A 17,923-nucleotide genomic window follows, 5' to 3' on the forward strand; every position below is an offset into this window, starting at 1 on the left:
CTTTATCTGTATTATACCAGAAGTCCCCACCCCTTAACGAAAACAGTCTGATTGACCAGTGAGTCTGCCTCCTCCTGTTAAAGCCCCAAAATAAAAAAGCGGACCGCTACAGATTGGCGGCCCTTCCTCCATTTATTTATCTTCCTCATGCAGGGTACATTCGTTTATTTCCACTCCCCGTTTTGCCATTTCTTTGATATAGTCGGCACCGGGGACGATTTTCTCCGGTGGATAGACGCCACGCATTCGAATGGTGCCTGAAGCAATCATCTGGGCGACGACGGAAACCGTATTTGCCGTGGCCCTAGCCATAGCGGTCACATTGGTCTCCGGATCCCTGTAGGTCGTCATCTCATACTGGTGGACGACAGAAGAACCATTCTGTTCACCGCCAACCAGCACCCGGAGCAGGACAGCATCCCTCTTCCCCTTCAAATCCACAATCGGATCCAGCACTTTGAGCAGCACCTGCCTTGGGTTGATGCTCCTGCCTTCCACTTCCACTTGATAATCCATCCGTGTCAAATTCAAGTCCACCAGCAGCTGGAATTTCTCCGCATGTCCTGGGTAGCGGATCGTCTTATATTCCAAGGTTTCCAGCTCCGGATAAGATAGTGACAATGTGGAAGTTCCCCCCGATGTATGGAAAGCCTCCAGGGGACCGAAATGTTCAAAATGCACACGTTCCACCTCAGAGAGGGAAGGGATTTCCTGTTTCATGCCGTTACGGATGATCAACGACGGATCGGTATAATGATCAAATACCCCTTCCATCGAGAACACATGATTATATTCGAGCGGCGGTTCCGGCTTCACTGGAATCCCGCCGACAAACAGCCGGATGGATGAGAGCTTATCCAGTTTTCCTGCACCGAAACCGGACAGGATATTGATCATTCCCGGTGCTACGCCCAAATCCGGAATTAAAGTGACCCCATTCCTTTTGGCATTCTCATGCTGGGCCAGCACCTTATCCGTCATATGGCCGATATGGCCTCCCAGATCGATGGAATGGACCCCTGTCCGGATGGCAGTCTTTGCCACCACTTCATTGAATGAATAGAACAAGGCATTGATGATACAGTCGAATTTTTTCATGAAAGCCGCCAGTTCCGCTTCATTGGAAGCATCAACTTGGTATGCCTTCAGCTTGGGAGAGCCCAACTGCTGGACGACCTGCCGGGAACGCTCCGGATCAATATCCGCCAGCCCCACTGTTTTCACACCGGGACTTGCCGCCAAGTCTCTTGCCGCTTCTTTGCCCATCAAACCGGAACCCAAGACACCTATTTTCATCCGATTCCCCCCTTAATGACTTTGCTGGAGTGCTCCCTATTCCACATCAATCTGCGCACGTTGCAGTTTCCCACTGTAATCCACATAGACGGCTTTCCATTCCGTGAATACATCGAGTGCCTGGACGCCTGAGTCACGATGGCCGTTGCCAGTTCCCTTTGTTCCTCCGAATGGAAGATGGATCTCCGCTCCGGTCGTTCCGGCATTGACATAGACAATACCCGTATCCAAATCGCGCTGAGCCTGGAAGACCCGGTTCACATCCCTAGTGAAAATCGAGCTGGAAAGACCATACTCTACCCGATTGTTGGCTTCTATTGCCTCTTCCAGACTTTTCACAGGAATCAGCGACACCACTGGTCCGAATATCTCTTCGGTAGATATACGCATATCCGGCGTGGCATCAGTGAATAAAGTCGGGGCAAAATAATATCCGCCCTGAGATGCCTCCGATTCCAGTGAGTGGCCGCCTGCCAGCAGCTTGGCGCCTTCCTTTTTCCCTATATCGATATAACTCGCAATCTTTTCCAGTCCCGCCTGATTGATGATCGGCCCTACTTTGTTCGCCTCATCCAGCCCGTCACCAATCGTGAGTGTTTTCATTTTCGCCAACAGGCGCTGTTCCAGATCTTTTTTCACCTTTTCATGAACAATCACCCGACTGCAAGCCGTACAGCGCTGTCCGCTCGTACCGAAGGCGCTCCACAGGATGCCGTCGACCGCCAAGTCCAGATCGGCATCATCCATGACGATCACTGCATTCTTTCCGCCCATCTCGAGAGAGACTTTCTTCAGCTGTCGGCCGCATTCCCCAGCAATATTCCTGCCCGTCTCATTGGAGCCGGTGAAGGAGATCACCCGGATATCTGGATGGTGGACCATCGCATCCCCGACAACCGAACCTTTGCCGAATACGACGTTGACGATCCCCTTCGGAAGACCTGCCTCTTCGAAAATTTTTGCCAGTTCATAAGCCATGATCGGTGTCTCTGTTGCCGGCTTCCAAATGACGGCATTCCCTGCGACTATTGCCGGAAACGACTTCCATGTGGCAATGGCGATTGGAAAATTCCATGGCGTGATGATGCCGACAACTCCCACGGGTGCCCGCTGGCTCATCGCAAATTTATCCTTGAGTTCGGCAGGGGTAGTATGTCCGAACAACCGCCGGCCCTCGCCTGCCATATAGAAGGCCATATCAATTCCTTCCTGCACCTCGCCACGCGCCTCCTCGAGCACCTTGCCGTTTTCCATGGTCAAGAGTCGGGAAAGCCGTTCCTTCCGTTCTTTCATCAGATACCCGACTTGATAAAGCACCTCCGCCCGCTGAGGGGCCGGCACAAGGGTCCATTCTTTCTGCGCCTTTTTCGCAGCCCGCACCGCTTCCACCACGGCGGCCCGATCAGAGAGGGGCACCTGGACGATTTCTTCCCCTGTTGCCGGATTGACCACCGCTGTCTTCTGCTGGACCTCTTGCCATTCCCCATTGATAAAATTGGCCAGTCTATCGGTCTCCAATGCTATTGCTCCCATTTCCATACCTCCCCTATATTCATCCATTGCGATTGCGCAACTGACTGATGGTCGAAGAAACGGATATCCGTTCCTTATCTGTCTTTATTTCGATCAAAGCCGGACGCCCATTGCGCAGTGCCTGTACCAAGGCGGACGAAAATTCCGCCTCCGTTCCGGTTGTGTATCCGTCCGCACCAAGGCTTTTGGCATAATCTGTAAAGGATATCTGCCCGAGGTCGGTACCGATCACCTTCCCCGGATAGTGAATTTCCTGGTGCATCCGGATGGTACCATACATCATATTATTGAAAACGAGACTTATGACAGGAATATCATAGCGGACAGCAGTCTCCAATTCCTGTCCGGTCATCATGAAGCCGCCATCACCGGAAAGGGAGACCACCGTCTTTTCCGGGAAAGCAAGCTTTGCCCCAAGGGCTGCCGGCATGCCGTATCCCATCGCTCCTGAAGTAGGGCCGACAAAACTGTGCTTTTGCCGGAACGGATAGAAAGCATGGAGCCAGCCGGCGAAATTCCCGGCATCCGTGGTCAATATCGCATCTTCCGGCAGCTGTTCTGCCAAAATGGCTATCACCCGTTTGTTCATGGGATCCCCTTGCTGCGGTTTTAGACTGCTGAAATTCTGGTAGGCGCGCCCCCGTTCCTCCACCCATTGTGGCGAGACAGGTTCCCCCGTGATCGCCAGGAATTTTCCGAGTGCTTCTTTCATATCCGCAACGATGCCGAGGTCCGGCGGGAAAACCTTCCCGATCGTTTCCTCGCTGATATCGACATGCACCAGCTTTTGCCCTTTGTGTGGCAGGGTATAATCCTGTGTGGTCACTTCTGACAGCCTGGTGCCGAACGCCAGGACACCATCCGCATCCCTTACAGTCGTAAGAATCTCCCGAGCCGTTCCAAGGCCTAAATGGCCGGCATAATACGGATGGTCATTTGGAAAAACATCATGCCGGCGAAAAGCCGTCACCACCGGGATCTGGAAGGCCTCTGCAAAACGGACCAGCAATTCTTCTGCCCCTGCTGCCTTGATCCCTCCACCGGCTATGATCACCGGCTTTTTCAGATCAGCAAGGATGTCTCCCACCATCCGAGTTTCTTCATCTGACGGTACAGGGCTTGGGCGGTGGACTTTCGGACCGAAATACATCTCTCTCACCAGTGGCAGGACATCCTCCGGCAGTGAAACAGCTACAGGGCCGGGTCTTCCCGTCTGGGCCACCCGGAACGCGCGCTGGACAACTTCCGGCATGCGGGCCGGATCATCGACTTCTGCCGACCATTTCGTGAACTCTTCCAGATAACGCCCAAGGTCTGCTTCCTGGAATCCTTCCCTGCCCTTGAATCCGCGATGGACTTGGCCGAGAAACACCACAAGCGGAGTCGAATCCTGGAAGGCTGTATGGATGCCAATAGAGGCATTCGCCGCTCCGACTGCCCTTGTGGCGAATACCACTCCCGGTTTTCCAGATGATTTGGCGTAGGCCTCCGCCATGAATGCGGCGCCGCCCTCCTGTCTCGCCGAAACGACTTCGATATCCGGTTCATCATGCAATACATCCAATATCGGCAGATAGCTCTCTCCCGGCACACAGAACACCCTGTCGATCCCTTCTATTTCCATACAGGCGACTAGCGCCCGTGCAGCCGACATCCTGCTCCCATCTTCCTCCTTTTTCATCCATCAGTCCCCTCCCGTTCCGAGTTTCTTCCACCTGCGAATGACTTCATTCAGCCGTTCCACCGGCACTGTCAATGCAATCCGGAAATAACCCTCACCTTCCTTCCCAAAGGCAGAGCCCGGAGTGACGAGCACACCTATTTCTTCCAACAGCATATCTGCAAACGCTTGGGATCCGCATCCCTCTGGCACCTCTGCCCATAGGAATAACGTCCCCCGCGGTTTTTCTGCTTTTATGCCGATTTCTTGTAATCCTGCATGCATTGTTTCCATCCGTCTTTCATACATCCGATTATTTTCCTCTACACTTTCCAAGCCACCATTCAGCGCCTCAGCCGCAGCTTTTTGGATAGGCAGGAACTGGGATGTATCCATATTGCTCTTCAAGGTGGAAAGCCCTTCGATGATTTCCCTGTTCCCCACCGCATAGCCGATTCTCCAGCCGGCCATGCTGAAGCTTTTGGACAGGGAACCGAATTCGACCGCCCTCTCCTTTGACCCGGGCACCTGGAGAATGCTCGGTGCTTGATAGTCTCCGAAGGTTACAAGATCATAGGCCGCATCATTCACTACAGCAAGATCATGTTTTTCTGCATAGGTGATCGCCTGCTTGAATATATCGTATTCGACGGTAGCAGCCGTAGGGTTGCCCGGATAGTTGAGCAGCATCAATTTAGATCGCTCTGCGTCTCCAGGGGCAATCCGGTCAAAACAAGGGATATAGCCACGACGGGAATCCAGCGGCAGACAGACCGCTTTTCCGCCAGCCAGATGGATGCCCTTGGCATAGACAGGGTAGCCAGGGTCCGGAACAATCACCTTCTCCCCCGGGTCAATGACAGCCTGCATCACATGGGCGATGCCTTCTTTGGAACCAATCAAGGCCAGAACCTCTTTTTCCGGATCCAATTCCACTTGGTAATGGCGTTCATAAAAAGATGCAACCGCCTCCTTGAATTCCTTACAGCCACTATAGGGCGAATAACGGTGGTTTTCCGGATGTTGCAGCTCTTCTATCAACCTTTCACGGATGAATACGGGCGGAGCCAAATCCGGAGCCCCGATGCCCAGGTCGATGATATCGTGCCCCTTGTCCTGAAGCTCTTTTTTCTTCCTGGCAAACTCAGAAAACAGGTAGGCCGGCAGACTGGCTACGCGCCGGGAGATAAAGGCCATCCCATAACCTCCTCCAGTTCATTTCATATCAATCTTGTCTATTACCGGGTCAACAGAACCCTGCTGTTCCATTTTATTTAGAAACTTTGCCATTTATACGGAAACAGGACATGAATTTGTTAGAATGTTAGACAACAAATATTTTTAATAGAGGTGTATCTATGAGTTTCGACCGTTCCTATGCAAGGCAGTTGGATGAAAACGATGAGCTCAAAGACTTCCGGAATGAGTTTTATATAGATGAAGAGAAAATCTATTTCGATGGGAACTCGCTTGGCCTGTTGTCCAAACGGGCAGAGGCTTCTGTCATCAGCCTGCTGGACTCCTGGAAGAACCATGCCATCGACGGGTGGACAGAAGGGGAACATCCATGGTTCTATTTATCGGAAAAACTCGGTCAATTTACAGCTCCCTTGATTGGTGCCAAGCCGGAGGAAACCATCATCACCGGTTCCACCACCATCAATCTTCATCAACTTGCAGCAAGTTTCTATCGACCAGATGGCAAGCGGACGAAGATTCTTGCCGATGAGTTGAACTTCCCCTCCGACATCTATGCACTGAAGAGTCAGATCAAGCTGCATGGTTTGGACCCGGAGGAGCACCTTGTGCAGGTAAAAAGCAGGAATGGAAACACCCTGGAGACTTCCGATATAATAGAAGCAATGACAGAGGATATCGCCCTGATCGTCCTCCCCGGTGTCCTTTACCGGAGCGGACAGATTCTCGATATGGAAGCATTGGCGAAGGAGGCACAAAAACGAGGCATCCCGATCGGTTTTGACCTCTGCCATTCCATCGGATCTGTTCCCCATCAATTGTCCGATTGGGGAGCTGATTTCGCTTTCTGGTGCACCTATAAGCATTTGAATGGAGGACCGGGCAGTGTCGCTGGGTTATATGTGAATGAGAAGCACTTCGGCAAAGAACCGGGTCTCGCCGGGTGGTTCAGTTCTTCGAAAGAAAAGCAATTCGATATGGAACACACACTCTCCCCCGCTGAAGATGCAGGGGCTTATCAGATCGGCACCCCACATGTCCTGAGTGCTGCACCACTGCTAGGTTCACTGGAGATGCTGAGTGAAGCGGGCATCGAGCGGATCCGGGGGAAATCCCTCCGTTTGACGGACTATCTGATGCAACTGATTGAGAACAGGCTGAAAGGGCATGGTTTCACGATTGCCAACTCGAGGGAGGAGAACGAGAGAGGCGGGCATGTTTTTCTCGAGCACCCCCAGGCAGCAGCCATCTGCAAAGCATTGAAAGCGAAAGGCGTGGTGCCCGATTTCCGGACACCGAACGGCATTCGGCTTGCCCCAGTCGCCCTGTACAACACGTTTGAAGAAGTATGGAAAACCGTGGATCTATTGAGAACCATCATGGATGACAAAGATTATGAGCAATATGACAATGAACGAGGAGTGATTGCCTGATGACGAAGTGGATTGATATATCTCAGCCATTGACCAATGACATGGCCAGTTTCCCTGGGGATGCCCCCTTCTCCTTCGAACTGACCTATAAGAAAGAGGAGACCGGCAGTGTCAACGTCGGACAGATGACTGCGAGCCTCCACACAGGAACCCATGCCGATGCTCCCTTCCATTATGATGAGGATGGGCAGACGATCGACCAAATGGATCTCAATCGCTATATCGGAAAAGCGCTTGTCGTGGATGTCAGCAATTCCAACCCGATAACAGCCGCAGACTTGGAGGAGATTACAGGCAAAGGAATCAGCCGCGTCCTGCTGCATACATCCCTGCCCAACAACCCAAAACGTTTTCCAGATCATATGCCGGCATTGGATCCTGACATCGCCCCTTTCCTGAAAGAACAGGGGGTGGATCTCCTCGGCGTGGATATTCCAAGTGTGGACCCAGCCGACAGCAAAGATCTCGATACCCATCATGCCCTATACCGGAATGGCATCAATATCCTGGAGAATCTGATGCTCGATCAGGTACGTCCGGGGATCTATGAACTGATTGCCGTGCCACTGGCCATCCATGGTGCCGATGGAAGCCCGGTCCGTGCGGTACTCCGTCCGATTCCCGGAGAGGAGGATTAGCATGTCCGAGCGCCCCTCTGATAAAAGATTTGAAATGGAGACAGACATCCACACAGATTTCAAAGAAAAAATGACCTATGGGGATTATCTGCAATTGGATCAACTCCTATCGAGTCAAAAGCGGCTGTCCGGCCACCACGATGAAATGCTGTTCATCGTGATCCATCAGGTCAGTGAATTATGGCTCAAGCTGATCATCCATGAGATCGAAGGGGCCATCAAAGCCATCAAGCAGGATGAATTGCAGGCATCATTCAAGATGCTTGCACGGGTCTCCCGTACGCAGACACAGATCATCCAGGCATGGGACGTCCTGTCCACCCTGACACCTGCCGAATACATGGAGTTCCGGGACAGCTTGGGGAATGCCTCGGGGTTCCAGTCCTACCAGTACCGGCTGGTCGAATTCGTCCTCGGCTATAAAACACCGCATATTCTCAAGATTTACGAAAAAGATCCCGAACTCCATGCCATACTGGAGGAAGCATACCGGTCCCCCGGCCTCTATGATGTAGCCATCCAAGCACTTGCACGGCAAGGTCTGCCAATTGATCAGACCGTGCTGAAACGTGACTTTTCCAAGACCTATATACCGAATGAAAGTGTCGAGGACGCCTGGCTTACGGTATACCAAGATGTGGACCGCTATTGGGACCTCTACCAGCTTGGCGAGAAGCTGGTGGATCTGGAAGACTGGTTCCAGCAATGGCGGTTCCGCCACATGAAGACCGTGGAACGTATCATCGGCCATAAGAAAGGAACTGGCGGCTCTTCGGGTGTCGGCTATCTGAAAAAGGTGCTGGATCACCAATTTTTTCCTGAACTATGGAGCATCCGCACACGGCTGTAGCACTTGACTTTTTCCTGAAAGAAAAATAGAATTTGAAAAATGCTCGCGAAACGCGTAACGTATATATGGTGTCCGCCTAAGCAGCATTGAGTAGCATTCACCTGCCACAATGGAAATTTGCCCAATCGCTGGGCTATGCTTCTGTTTTATGCATCAGTCGCATCGGCCCAGCCTGCAATACAACAGCGGCTTTTCACCCAGTGAACAGGAAAGGCCGTTCATCCAAGGGAGACACAGCATTCATTCAGAAAAACTACTACATGGCACATAACCCACAGCAAAGAAAGGAAATCATACCATGCGCAACAAAACAGACCAATGGGCGTCCAAGCTCGGGTTCATCCTCTCCTCGGCTGGAGCAGCGATCGGCCTCGGGGCAATTTGGAAATTCCCCTACATGACAGGGATGAACGGCGGTGGGGCTTTCTTCCTCGTCTTCATCGCATTCACCATTCTGATCGGACTGCCCATCCTCATCGCAGAATTCATCATCGGAAGAGGCGCTGAAAAAGAAGCCGTCAGCGCTTATCAAAAACTGGCTCCTAAAACACCTTGGTCCTTCATCGGACATTGGGGTGTCGTAGGCGCTTTCCTATTGATGTCCTTTTATAGTGTCGTCGGCGGCTGGGTACTGATCTACAGCCTTGTCTCGATCTTCGGCGGAATCATCACAAGCGGAGCCAATTATGAACAGTTATTCGCCGACATTACCGGAAATCCGCTGATCACCATCGCTGGACTGGCATTCTTTATGCTCATCAATATCATCGTCGTCTCATTCGGCATCAAGGACGGCATTGAAAAATCAAGTAAAATCCTGATGCCGCTGTTATTTGTCTTTTTCATTATCCTTGTCCTACGCTCCATCACCTTTGAAGGAGCCATGGACGGCATCCGCTTTTTCCTTGAGCCGGACTTCACCGCACTGACAGGGGAAAATATTCTCTATGCACTCGGCCAGTCATTCTTTTCCTTGGCCGTGGGAATTTCCGTAATGGTGACCTACAGCTCTTATCTCGGAAAAGATGTGAGCCTGCCGATGTCCGCCGGCTCCGTATCCATCATGAATATCTTTGTATCCTTGCTGGCTGGCCTGGCCATCTTCCCGGTGGTCTTCGCCTTTGGGCTGGAGCCCGCAGAAGGACCAGGACTGCTATTCATGGTGCTCCCGGAAGCTTTCAGCCAGATGCCGTTCGGTGAACTGTTCCTGAGCTTGTTCTTATTGCTCTTCCTGTTCGCCGTACTGACTTCATCATTCAGCATGCTGGAAATCATTACATCGGCATTTACCGAGAAGAAGGAACGCTCCCGGAAGAAAGTGGCAGCAACTGCTGGAGCGATTGTATTCATCGCCGGTATACCTGCCGCCCTTTCATCGAGCACACTGGCGGATTTCCACATCTTCGGCCTGACCGTCTTTGATGCGACCGATTTTCTGGTAAGCAATATCATGCTCCCTGCAGGATGCTTGTTCATCGCTCTGTTCATCGGTTTTAAAATGGACAAAAGCCTTATTCGACAGGAGTTCAACTATAGCACCGGTTTGAACTCAGGCGTCTATCAGGCATGGTTCCAGCTCATGCGCTGGGTCGTTCCGGTGACCATCATTATTGTATTCCTAGGTTCAGTCGGCCTGATTTAGGTAATAATAATACCAATAGGCTAGTGAGGAGTGGAATGAATGGCACAAAAGATTGTTGTCGTCGGCGGTGTCGGCGGGGGAGCTACCGTTTCCGCCCAAATCCGACGGAATGATAAAGACGCAGACATCATCATTTTTGAAAAAGGTGAGCATATCGCATTCTCGAACTGTGGAATGCCTTACTACCTCGGAGGCGTCATCAAAGACAAGGAAGATATTCTTGTATCGGTGGACCGCTTCCGCGAAAAATATAACGTGGATGTCCGCACAGGTACAGAGGTTATCTCCATCAACCGGAAAGATAAAAAAGTGATATGCCAGAATGAATCCGGGGAACAGGAAGTGAGCTATGACAAGCTGATCATTTCTCCTGGTGCTTCCCCCATCGTCCCTGATGTGGATGGCCGTAATGAGGCGTGCATTTTCACGCTTCGTACGATTCCGGATATGGAGAAAATAAACAACTACATCGAGCAGAACCAGCCCAAAAAAGCGGCGATCATCGGCGGTGGATTCATCGGTCTGGAGATGGCAGAAAATCTGCACGAACGGGGAATTGCCTGTACCGTGATCGACCGGTCTTCGCAAGTCATGAAGGTCGTTGACAAAGAAATTGCAGAAGTAATCCATGAACATCTTCGGGAGAAGGGGATCGAACTGATTCTGGATGATGGCTTGGAAGGTTACTCTAATAATGGAAAGACCGTCCATCTGAGCAGTGGAAGTACATTGCAGGCAGATATGACCCTGATGGCAACCGGGGTCAAACCAAATACCGATCTCGCCGAATCAGCCTCCCTGAAATTGGGCAGGAGCGGAGCAATAGAGGTCAACAACGATATGCAAACCAATGACCCTGACATTTACGCACTCGGAGATGCTGTGGAAACCAAGGATTTCTTCACCGGCGAACCGAGGCATGTAGCACTTGCCTGGCCTGCACACCGGCAGGCCTATTTGATCGCCAGCCACCTGGCTGGGGAAAAAGTGGAGAACCATGGAATCATCGGCACCTCCATCTTTAAGCTGTTCGACTTGACCATCGGATCGACCGGCCATAACAAGGCCACCCTGGAGGATGCCGGAATTTCCTATAAGGAAGCCTTCTTGGAAACTTATTCGCATGCCAAGTACTATCCCGGCTCAGAAAAGCTGTGGTTGAAAATCGTCTTTGATGCAGAAAAAGGAACCATTTATGGCTGCGACGTGATCGGATTTGACGGTGCCGATAAACGGCTTGGTGTATTGGCAACCGCCATCCGAGGCAAAATGACAGTTGCCGACCTGGAAGAAGTGGAACTCGGGTATGCCCCGCCCTACTCTTCCCCCAAAGACCCCATCAACATCCTGGGTTATAAAGCCAATCAGCAATTGTCCTGAAAAAAGCTGCCGGAATGACTCCGGCAGCTTTTTATATGTGTATAGTTCCGAATGAAGCTGAGCAATTGCGGATATCGTGAGCGTCCTGCCGATATCGATGTGCTCCTGCTGATTCCACGCGCCTCCCGCTGATATCGCCCCGCTCCCGCTGATTCCGCGTGCCTCCTGCTGATACCGACGCGCTCCTGCTGATTCCGCGCGCCTCCTGCCGATTCCACGCGCCTCCTAGCGATATAGACGCGCTCCTGCTGATTTCGCGCTTCTCCTGCGGATATCGCGAGCGTCCCGCCGATTCCACGCGCCTCCTGCCGATATCGCCCCGCTCCCGCTGATATCGACGCACTCCTGCTGATTCCGCGCGCCTCCTGCCGATATCGATGCGCTCCTGCTGATTCCACACGCCTCCCGCTGATATCGCGCCGCTCCTGCTGATTCCACACACCTCCCGCTGATATCGCGCCGCTCCTGCTGATTCCGCGTGCCTCCTGCCGATATCCCCCTGCTCCTGCTGATTCCACACACCTCCCGCTGATATCGCGCCGCTCCTGCTGATTCCACGCGCCTCCTGCTGATTCCACCCACCTCCCGCTGATATCGCCCCGCTCCCGCTGATTCCGCGAGCGTCCTGCTGATACCGACGCGCTCCTGCCGATATCACGCGCCTCCTGCCGATTCCACGCGCCTCCTGCTGATTTCGCGCTTCTCCTGCCGATTCCCCTGCTCTCTCCCATAAAAAAACTGCACATCCACATCGAATGCACAGTTATCTACGGCTACTCACCAGCTGCCGCTATTAAAATTTCCACCCTACAGGTCTTCCTCAAACCGGTAGACAAGTTCAAAGTTGTTTTCATCCAGGAGTTCTGCCACATGGACACGCACCCCATGGCCGAAGACGACTTCATCCTCTGTCATGGCGACTACCATTGCTTTCGTTTTCTGACGGACATCCACGTAAATATCGCCAACGACAGGCTTCAGTGACTCATCCTTCTCGGATAGGTAAGAGATTGACTCATCCTCGATTTGCTGGGATTCAGGAACTCTGCTCTTATCATAATAGGCAATTTCCCGGCTTGCATCGGTCTTACCTGGCACCAGTACGACATACTCATGGTGTTTTACCCCGTTATCCCGTGTGGTGGTGACATTTCCATCCTCCACGGTCTCCACTTTTTCGATTTCATTAAGGGAATAATGATCAAGAAAGTCTGGGGCAGGTTTTGTAATCAAGATATAATCGCCTGGCTCCGGGCGCTTATCTTTATCAATTGTGTATCGTTTACCATAAAAGATGAATGTATCATTATGTTGTGGGCGGATCAGCTCGATTTCACTGGCTCTTGTCAGAATCTGCTGCATATCTTTCAGACGGTATAAATGGATGGATTTTTTGAATACCGGCTTAACAGCATATACTTTATGCAGTTCATTGTTATAAAAAACGAGTTGCCCTTTCCTCACTTGGTATAGCTTCATGTGACGTTACCTCCTAAATTGTTCTGTCCTTAATTATAACCATATTTTATGAAATGAAAAGCCTTCTTGTAAATTCCCTGAATCCATGGATGTTCAAACATGAAAATCAATGGTCAGCTCTTCTTCCAGTCTGAATGGACAAACTGGATGTCCGTATCAAGTTGGCCGTGAAGCTGCTGCAGATCCAAATCTTCTCCTTCCAGCCATTTGTGGAAATCGAATAAATATGGTGTCTGGTCTCCCCCCAATGCAAACCAAGCCTGATTCTGTTTCGGGAGATAGGCAGAGGTATGAATCGTGCCGGCCCATGCCTTGTACTTTTCAGAAAACACCCCACCGCTCCGATCATTCAGCATCTGGAATGCTTCTTCTGCACCCATGTCTATCTTCTGTCGCTGATTGATGGCATTCATCCGCTTATAAGAATCATGGAGATGATGGCGGTTTTCATCTTCTAGCATTTCAAAATGGTTGGTGCAGACATTGGACTCCCGGACAACCACACTTCTTGGCGTTGCTTCCACCACATAGGTGACGCCACTCCTATCCAACACGATATAGCTGAATGAATGACGGTGCGGGATATCCTTCAGCATAGATACGGCCTCGTCTACATTTGCACATGTTTCCAGCACCATGCGCCCGATCATATTGCAGATGAAGCCATCGCCCGGCTTTTTGCGGTGCATGAAGTTATAGCCGAGTGCAAGGCCTTTCTCGTTCATCCCATCCATCCGCCCTGTCGTTCGCTGGGATGGACCGATGATAGCGTAACCCTGGTCATCCGGCTGATAGATTGTATAGCAGCCATCATATGTCTTTGGATGATAATCATAATTGCGGATCATGTAATCAGTGCCTGTATAAATGGAACAGCCGCTCTTCTTATATTCCAGCCGGTATCCGCCAAATTCCTGCAGCACATCTGTCATCTTCCATTCCAACGCATCCCTGATACCGAGCAGTTCCTCCCATACTCCTGGAGCATAGGCTGTGATGGCCTGTTTCGTATCCTGCACATCGATCTGGAAACGCGGCCTTCTGATCTTCCATTCTTTTTTTCGGTTCCTTATCGTATGGGAATCCTTAAGACGCTCCCCCTGCATCAAGCCGAAGTCGTAGTGGCTCCCACGGAATTGGATGACCTCATTAAATACTTGCTGCATCAACTCATCCCTTTATGTCATAGTGTCTGTAAAATTTCCCAGTATATGTGTATTATTTATCATTTATGCAAATAAAACCCTCGTTTATCGACGGAAATCCAAACATATTGTACTCTTCTTTTTCCCCATTGTAAAACACTGCCACTCCAAAGCGTAAAGGTGCATCACAACCAAGCTGTCATACCATCGGACACGCTCGCTTAGAGCCTATGTCACTGCAGCTATCCATAAAAATAAGGCCCTCGAAGGAGGCCTTACTTTTCCGTTCCATTATTCAATTCCTCTACTTGAAGGGAAAGTTCTTCCCAGCGTTCCATTTTTGCTTCGAGTTCTGCTTCGGTCTTCTGCTGTTCCGCAAAAAGTTCTTGGACTTTCTGTGAATTGCTCCCTGCTTCCACTACTTCTGTCTGCAATTCCTCGATCCTGCCCTCGAGTTCCATGATGTCATCCTCAATGGTTTCCCATTCCTTTTTCTCATGATAGGAGAGCTTCTTTTTCTTCGGCTTTTCTGTTCTGGGAGCAGATTTTCCCTCTCTTTTCGGCACCTCCACTTTCTGCTTGGTTTCTTCCAAGTAATCCGTGTAGTTCCCGTAAAAGCTCCTCGTATGGCCGTTCCCTTCAAATACAATCAGCTGATCTACGACACGATCCAGGAAATAGCGATCGTGCGAAACGGTGATGACGACGCCAGGAAAATTGTCCAAGTATTCCTCAAGTACTCCGAGTGTCTGGGTATCCAGGTCATTGGTAGGCTCATCAAGGAACAGGACATTCGGTTCACACATCAACACTTTCAAAAGGTATAATCTGCGTCTTTCCCCACCTGACAGCCTATGGATATATGTCCACTGATCCGGCCGTGAAAACAGGAATCGCTCCAGCATCTGTTCGGCAGTGATCACTTCGCCGTCTTTCGTATGGATGACTTCAGCAACTTCTTTGATATATTCAATGATCCGCTGGTCGCCATCGAGTTCTTCTTCACCTTGGGTATAATAGCCGATTTTGACCGTTTCCCCTGTCTCAATTTCCCCATGATCCGGTTGGATCCGGCCTGCCATCATATTCAGCAAGGTGGTCTTTCCGGTGCCATTGGGCCCGATGATACCGATACGATCTCCGGGAACGATCAGCCGGCTGAAATCCCTCAGTATCCTCTGATCCCCGTAGCTCTTTTCGATATCCTTCAATTCCATGACTTTTTTCCCGAGTCTGGTGGAGCCCACTTGAAATTCCAAGTTCTCCTTCTTCGTATCGAAGGTCTTTTCCTTCATTTCATGTACCCGTTCCACCCTGGCCCTCTGCTTGGTCGATCTTGCCTTCGCACCCCGCTTCAGCCAGGCAAGCTCACGCCTCAATGTATTCTGATGCTTCTGTTCATAGCTCCGTTCCAGTGCTTCCCGTTCTGCTTTCTTCTCAAGAAAAACTTCGTAATTACCCTCATAAATATAAAGGTTACCTTTATCGAGTTCATAGATCCGGTTGGTCACACGGTTCAGGAAGTATCTGTCGTGGGTGACCAACAGCAAGGAACCTTTATAGGACTCCAGATATTTCTCCAACCATTCAACTGTTTCATTGTCCAAATGGTTGGTCGGTTCATCCAAAATGAGCAGATCCGCCGGCTGGATCAGTGCCTTGGCAATGGCTACCCGCTTTTTCTGTCCACCGGATAAATCGGTCACCTTCTTATGAAAGTCGGTGATTCCCAACTTAGTAAGCACTGTTTTGGCTGCTGTATTGGCCTCCCAAGCGTCGTATTCATCCATCTGCTGCTGCATGTCCATCACCGCGTTCTGGGCATCAGCATTTTCAGGATGCTCATTCAGCCGGGAAAGAGCCTGTTCATAGTCACGCATCACCCGCATGATCTCCGCATCCCCATAGTAGATTTGCTCTAAAACAGTTCGGTCCGTATCCATAACCGGATCCTGGGCCAGATATTCTATATGATAATCCTTAGGATGTTTGATCGTTCCCTGCTCCGGTGTTTCCAAGCCGGCGATGGTCTTGAGAAACGTGGATTTGCCCGTTCCATTCACACCGATCAGACCGATTCTCTCCCGATCGGTGATGGTGCAGGTAATGTCTTGGTACAATACTTTTTCCCCATAGGATTTCGTCAAGTTCTCGATCGTTAGCATAGTAATCCTTCCTCGCACATAAGTATGGCAGTTACTGTCTTCGATGTTTCCTTTCTTTGATCAGCCCTTTCACAATCATGACGATCAGAAACAACATCCAGGATGTGACAAGATGGAAGATGAATTGATTCATATTCGACATCTCTTTATAGAAAAAAGCCATCCCGGACCACACAATCGCAATGACCGCAAGCTGAACGGCTAATAGCTTGATATTGATGATGATCCCCTCCGATAGTTTCATGCCTACCTTCTAGTTTAGCTTAACAAATGCTGATTTTCCAGAGCAAAAACAGCCCCCCATGCGTCCCGAGCCAAGACGGCTATCAAAAAACCGGAACTGCTGGCAAAGGCCGCACTTCCGGTGAATCGTAGCCGTGATATCAGTTTTCGAGTTGTTTGACGAGATTGGCCATCTCTATCGCTGAAACAGCAGCTTCCGCCCCTTTGTTGCCTGCCTTTGTACCAGCACGCTCAATGGCCTGCTCGATCGTGTCGGTCGTAATGACGCCGAAGATGACCGGCTTGCCGGATTGACTGGAAGCCTGCGAGACGCCTTTAGCCGCTTCATTGCAGACATAATCGAAGTGTGGCGTGGAGCCGCGAATCACCGTGCCTAGTGTAATAACCGCATCATAATTTCCTGCCGCCATTTTCTGCGCAGCCAGCGGAATTTCAAAAGCGCCGGGAACCCATGCCACCTCGATACTGTCCTCGGACACCCCATGCCGCTTCAGTGTATCAACTGCTCCATCGAGAAGCCTGCCGGTAATGAAATCATTGAACCTTGCTACAACAATTCCTATTTTGAGATCTGTTCCTACTAAATTACCTTCATACATCTTCGTCATCCCTGCTATCTCCCTTCCTTGACCATCAATCTGTTTAATTCTGTATCTTTTTTGCGATATGCAATCAAATCTTCAATCGTAATCATTTTCAAGTCGAATCTTTCTGTCATGGCCTCCAGGTCGTCCCGGCGGGCCATCGTTCCATCCTGCTTGATGATCTCGCAGATAATCCCGGACGGGAATGCACCGCTCAGCAACGCAAGATCAACGGCTGCTTCCGTATGCCCTGGTCGCGAGAGCACTCCTCCTTCTTTTGCAATCAATGGAAAAACATGTCCTGGGCGTTTGAAATCTTCCGCTACGGTATCGACCTCTGTCAACGCCTTGATGGTCTTCGCCCGTTCTGCTGCACTGATTCCCGTCGTCGTATCCTTGTGGTCGATGGAAACGGTGAATGCTGTCCCCAATGGATCTGTACTCTGATCGGTCATCATCGGAAAATTTAGTGCTTCCGCCAATTGTTTCTGGACCGGCGTACATACAAGTCCTTTTGCATGGGTAATCATAAAGTTGATCACTTCCGGTGTCGCCAATTCGGACAGTGCGACCAAGTCGCCCTCATTTTCCCGGTCCTGATCGTCCACCACGATAATCGGCTTTCCTTTTTTCAGCTCTTCGACAGCTTGCTCGATTGTATGAAACATTCCGTTTCCT

The 17,923-nt window shown here is 50.7% G+C and carries 15 protein-coding genes and 1 pseudogene; 5 read left to right on the top strand and 11 right to left on the bottom strand.

Annotated features, from left to right (window positions below):
- Positions 1–132 precede the first annotated feature (132 nt).
- The 4 genes from ACFOGI_RS13440 to ACFOGI_RS13455 are packed head-to-tail and all read right to left on the bottom strand — an operon-like array spanning position 133 to position 5,686.
- On the bottom strand, positions 133–1,296 hold the full coding sequence (locus ACFOGI_RS13440) for a saccharopine dehydrogenase family protein (protein ID WP_390273559.1): 1,164 nt from the start codon (positions 1,294–1,296) through the stop codon (positions 133–135).
- Between the two features lie 36 nt (positions 1,297–1,332).
- A complete protein-coding gene (locus ACFOGI_RS13445) occupies positions 1,333–2,829 on the bottom strand; it encodes an aldehyde dehydrogenase family protein (protein WP_390273561.1) in 1,497 nt (498 codons plus the stop codon).
- A 19-nt stretch (positions 2,830–2,848) separates the two neighbouring features.
- Complete coding sequence (locus tag ACFOGI_RS13450; protein ID WP_390273563.1) at positions 2,849–4,510, bottom strand: thiamine pyrophosphate-dependent enzyme; 1,662 nt, start codon at positions 4,508–4,510, stop codon at positions 2,849–2,851.
- A gap of 3 nt (positions 4,511–4,513) precedes the next feature.
- Positions 4,514–5,686 carry an aminotransferase class I/II-fold pyridoxal phosphate-dependent enzyme gene (locus tag ACFOGI_RS13455; protein WP_390273566.1) on the bottom strand — a complete coding sequence of 391 codons (1,173 nt, stop codon included), beginning with the start codon at positions 5,684–5,686 and terminating at the stop codon, positions 4,514–4,516.
- A 161-nt stretch (positions 5,687–5,847) separates the two neighbouring features.
- On the opposite strand from ACFOGI_RS13455, the gene kynU reads away from it, so the two are divergent.
- From kynU to ACFOGI_RS13480, 5 genes are all read left to right on the top strand, one after another.
- The gene (gene kynU, locus ACFOGI_RS13460; RefSeq protein ID WP_390273569.1) at positions 5,848–7,119 is read left to right on the top strand and encodes a kynureninase; all 1,272 of its coding nucleotides are present in this window, start codon (positions 5,848–5,850) and stop codon (positions 7,117–7,119) included.
- On the top strand, positions 7,119–7,757 hold the full coding sequence (gene kynB / locus ACFOGI_RS13465) for an arylformamidase (RefSeq protein WP_390273571.1): 639 nt from the start codon (positions 7,119–7,121) through the stop codon (positions 7,755–7,757). Before kynU ends, kynB begins: the two co-directional genes overlap by 1 nt.
- A 1-nt stretch (position 7,758) precedes the next feature.
- Positions 7,759–8,607, top strand: coding sequence for a tryptophan 2,3-dioxygenase (gene kynA, locus ACFOGI_RS13470; protein WP_390273573.1), 849 nt, complete (start codon positions 7,759–7,761; stop codon positions 8,605–8,607).
- A gap of 298 nt (positions 8,608–8,905) precedes the next feature.
- Positions 8,906–10,249: a sodium-dependent transporter gene (locus ACFOGI_RS13475; protein WP_390273575.1), complete on the top strand. Its 1,344-nt coding sequence runs from the start codon at positions 8,906–8,908 to the stop codon at positions 10,247–10,249.
- Between the two features lie 39 nt (positions 10,250–10,288).
- Positions 10,289–11,629 (top strand): CoA-disulfide reductase, encoded by a 1,341-nt coding sequence (locus ACFOGI_RS13480; RefSeq protein WP_390273577.1) that lies wholly within the window; start codon positions 10,289–10,291, stop codon positions 11,627–11,629.
- Here the strand turns inward: ACFOGI_RS13480 and ACFOGI_RS13485 are convergent.
- The 7 genes and pseudogenes from ACFOGI_RS13485 to ribB form a co-directional block, all read right to left on the bottom strand.
- Positions 11,614–12,360: a hypothetical protein gene (locus ACFOGI_RS13485; protein WP_390273579.1), complete on the bottom strand. Its 747-nt coding sequence runs from the start codon at positions 12,358–12,360 to the stop codon at positions 11,614–11,616. The two genes, ACFOGI_RS13480 and ACFOGI_RS13485, sit on opposite strands and share 16 nt — an antisense overlap.
- 76 nt (positions 12,361–12,436) lie before the next feature.
- Positions 12,437–13,108 carry a hypothetical protein gene (locus ACFOGI_RS13490; protein WP_390273581.1) on the bottom strand — a complete coding sequence of 224 codons (672 nt, stop codon included), beginning with the start codon at positions 13,106–13,108 and terminating at the stop codon, positions 12,437–12,439.
- A gap of 113 nt (positions 13,109–13,221) precedes the next feature.
- Positions 13,222–14,274 carry a C45 family autoproteolytic acyltransferase/hydolase gene (locus tag ACFOGI_RS13495; RefSeq protein WP_390273583.1) on the bottom strand — a complete coding sequence of 351 codons (1,053 nt, stop codon included), beginning with the start codon at positions 14,272–14,274 and terminating at the stop codon, positions 13,222–13,224.
- 254 nt (positions 14,275–14,528) lie between these two features.
- Complete coding sequence (locus ACFOGI_RS13500; protein WP_390273586.1) at positions 14,529–16,418, bottom strand: ABC-F family ATP-binding cassette domain-containing protein; 1,890 nt, start codon at positions 16,416–16,418, stop codon at positions 14,529–14,531.
- 31 nt (positions 16,419–16,449) lie between these two features.
- Positions 16,450–16,662, bottom strand: coding sequence for a hypothetical protein (locus ACFOGI_RS13505; protein WP_390273589.1), 213 nt, complete (start codon positions 16,660–16,662; stop codon positions 16,450–16,452).
- Between the two features lie 139 nt (positions 16,663–16,801).
- On the bottom strand, positions 16,802–17,269 hold the full coding sequence (ribH, locus tag ACFOGI_RS13510; protein WP_390273592.1) for a 6,7-dimethyl-8-ribityllumazine synthase: 468 nt from the start codon (positions 17,267–17,269) through the stop codon (positions 16,802–16,804).
- A gap of 35 nt (positions 17,270–17,304) precedes the next feature.
- A pseudogene (gene ribB, locus ACFOGI_RS13515) lies at positions 17,305–17,913 on the bottom strand (3,4-dihydroxy-2-butanone-4-phosphate synthase); the annotation flags it as partial.
- Positions 17,914–17,923: the final 10 nt, after the last annotated feature.

Origin of the sequence: Virgibacillus xinjiangensis (assembly GCF_042643145.1) — a bacterium.
In the GTDB taxonomy this organism is placed as follows: domain Bacteria; phylum Bacillota; class Bacilli; order Bacillales; family Amphibacillaceae; genus Virgibacillus_O; species Virgibacillus_O xinjiangensis.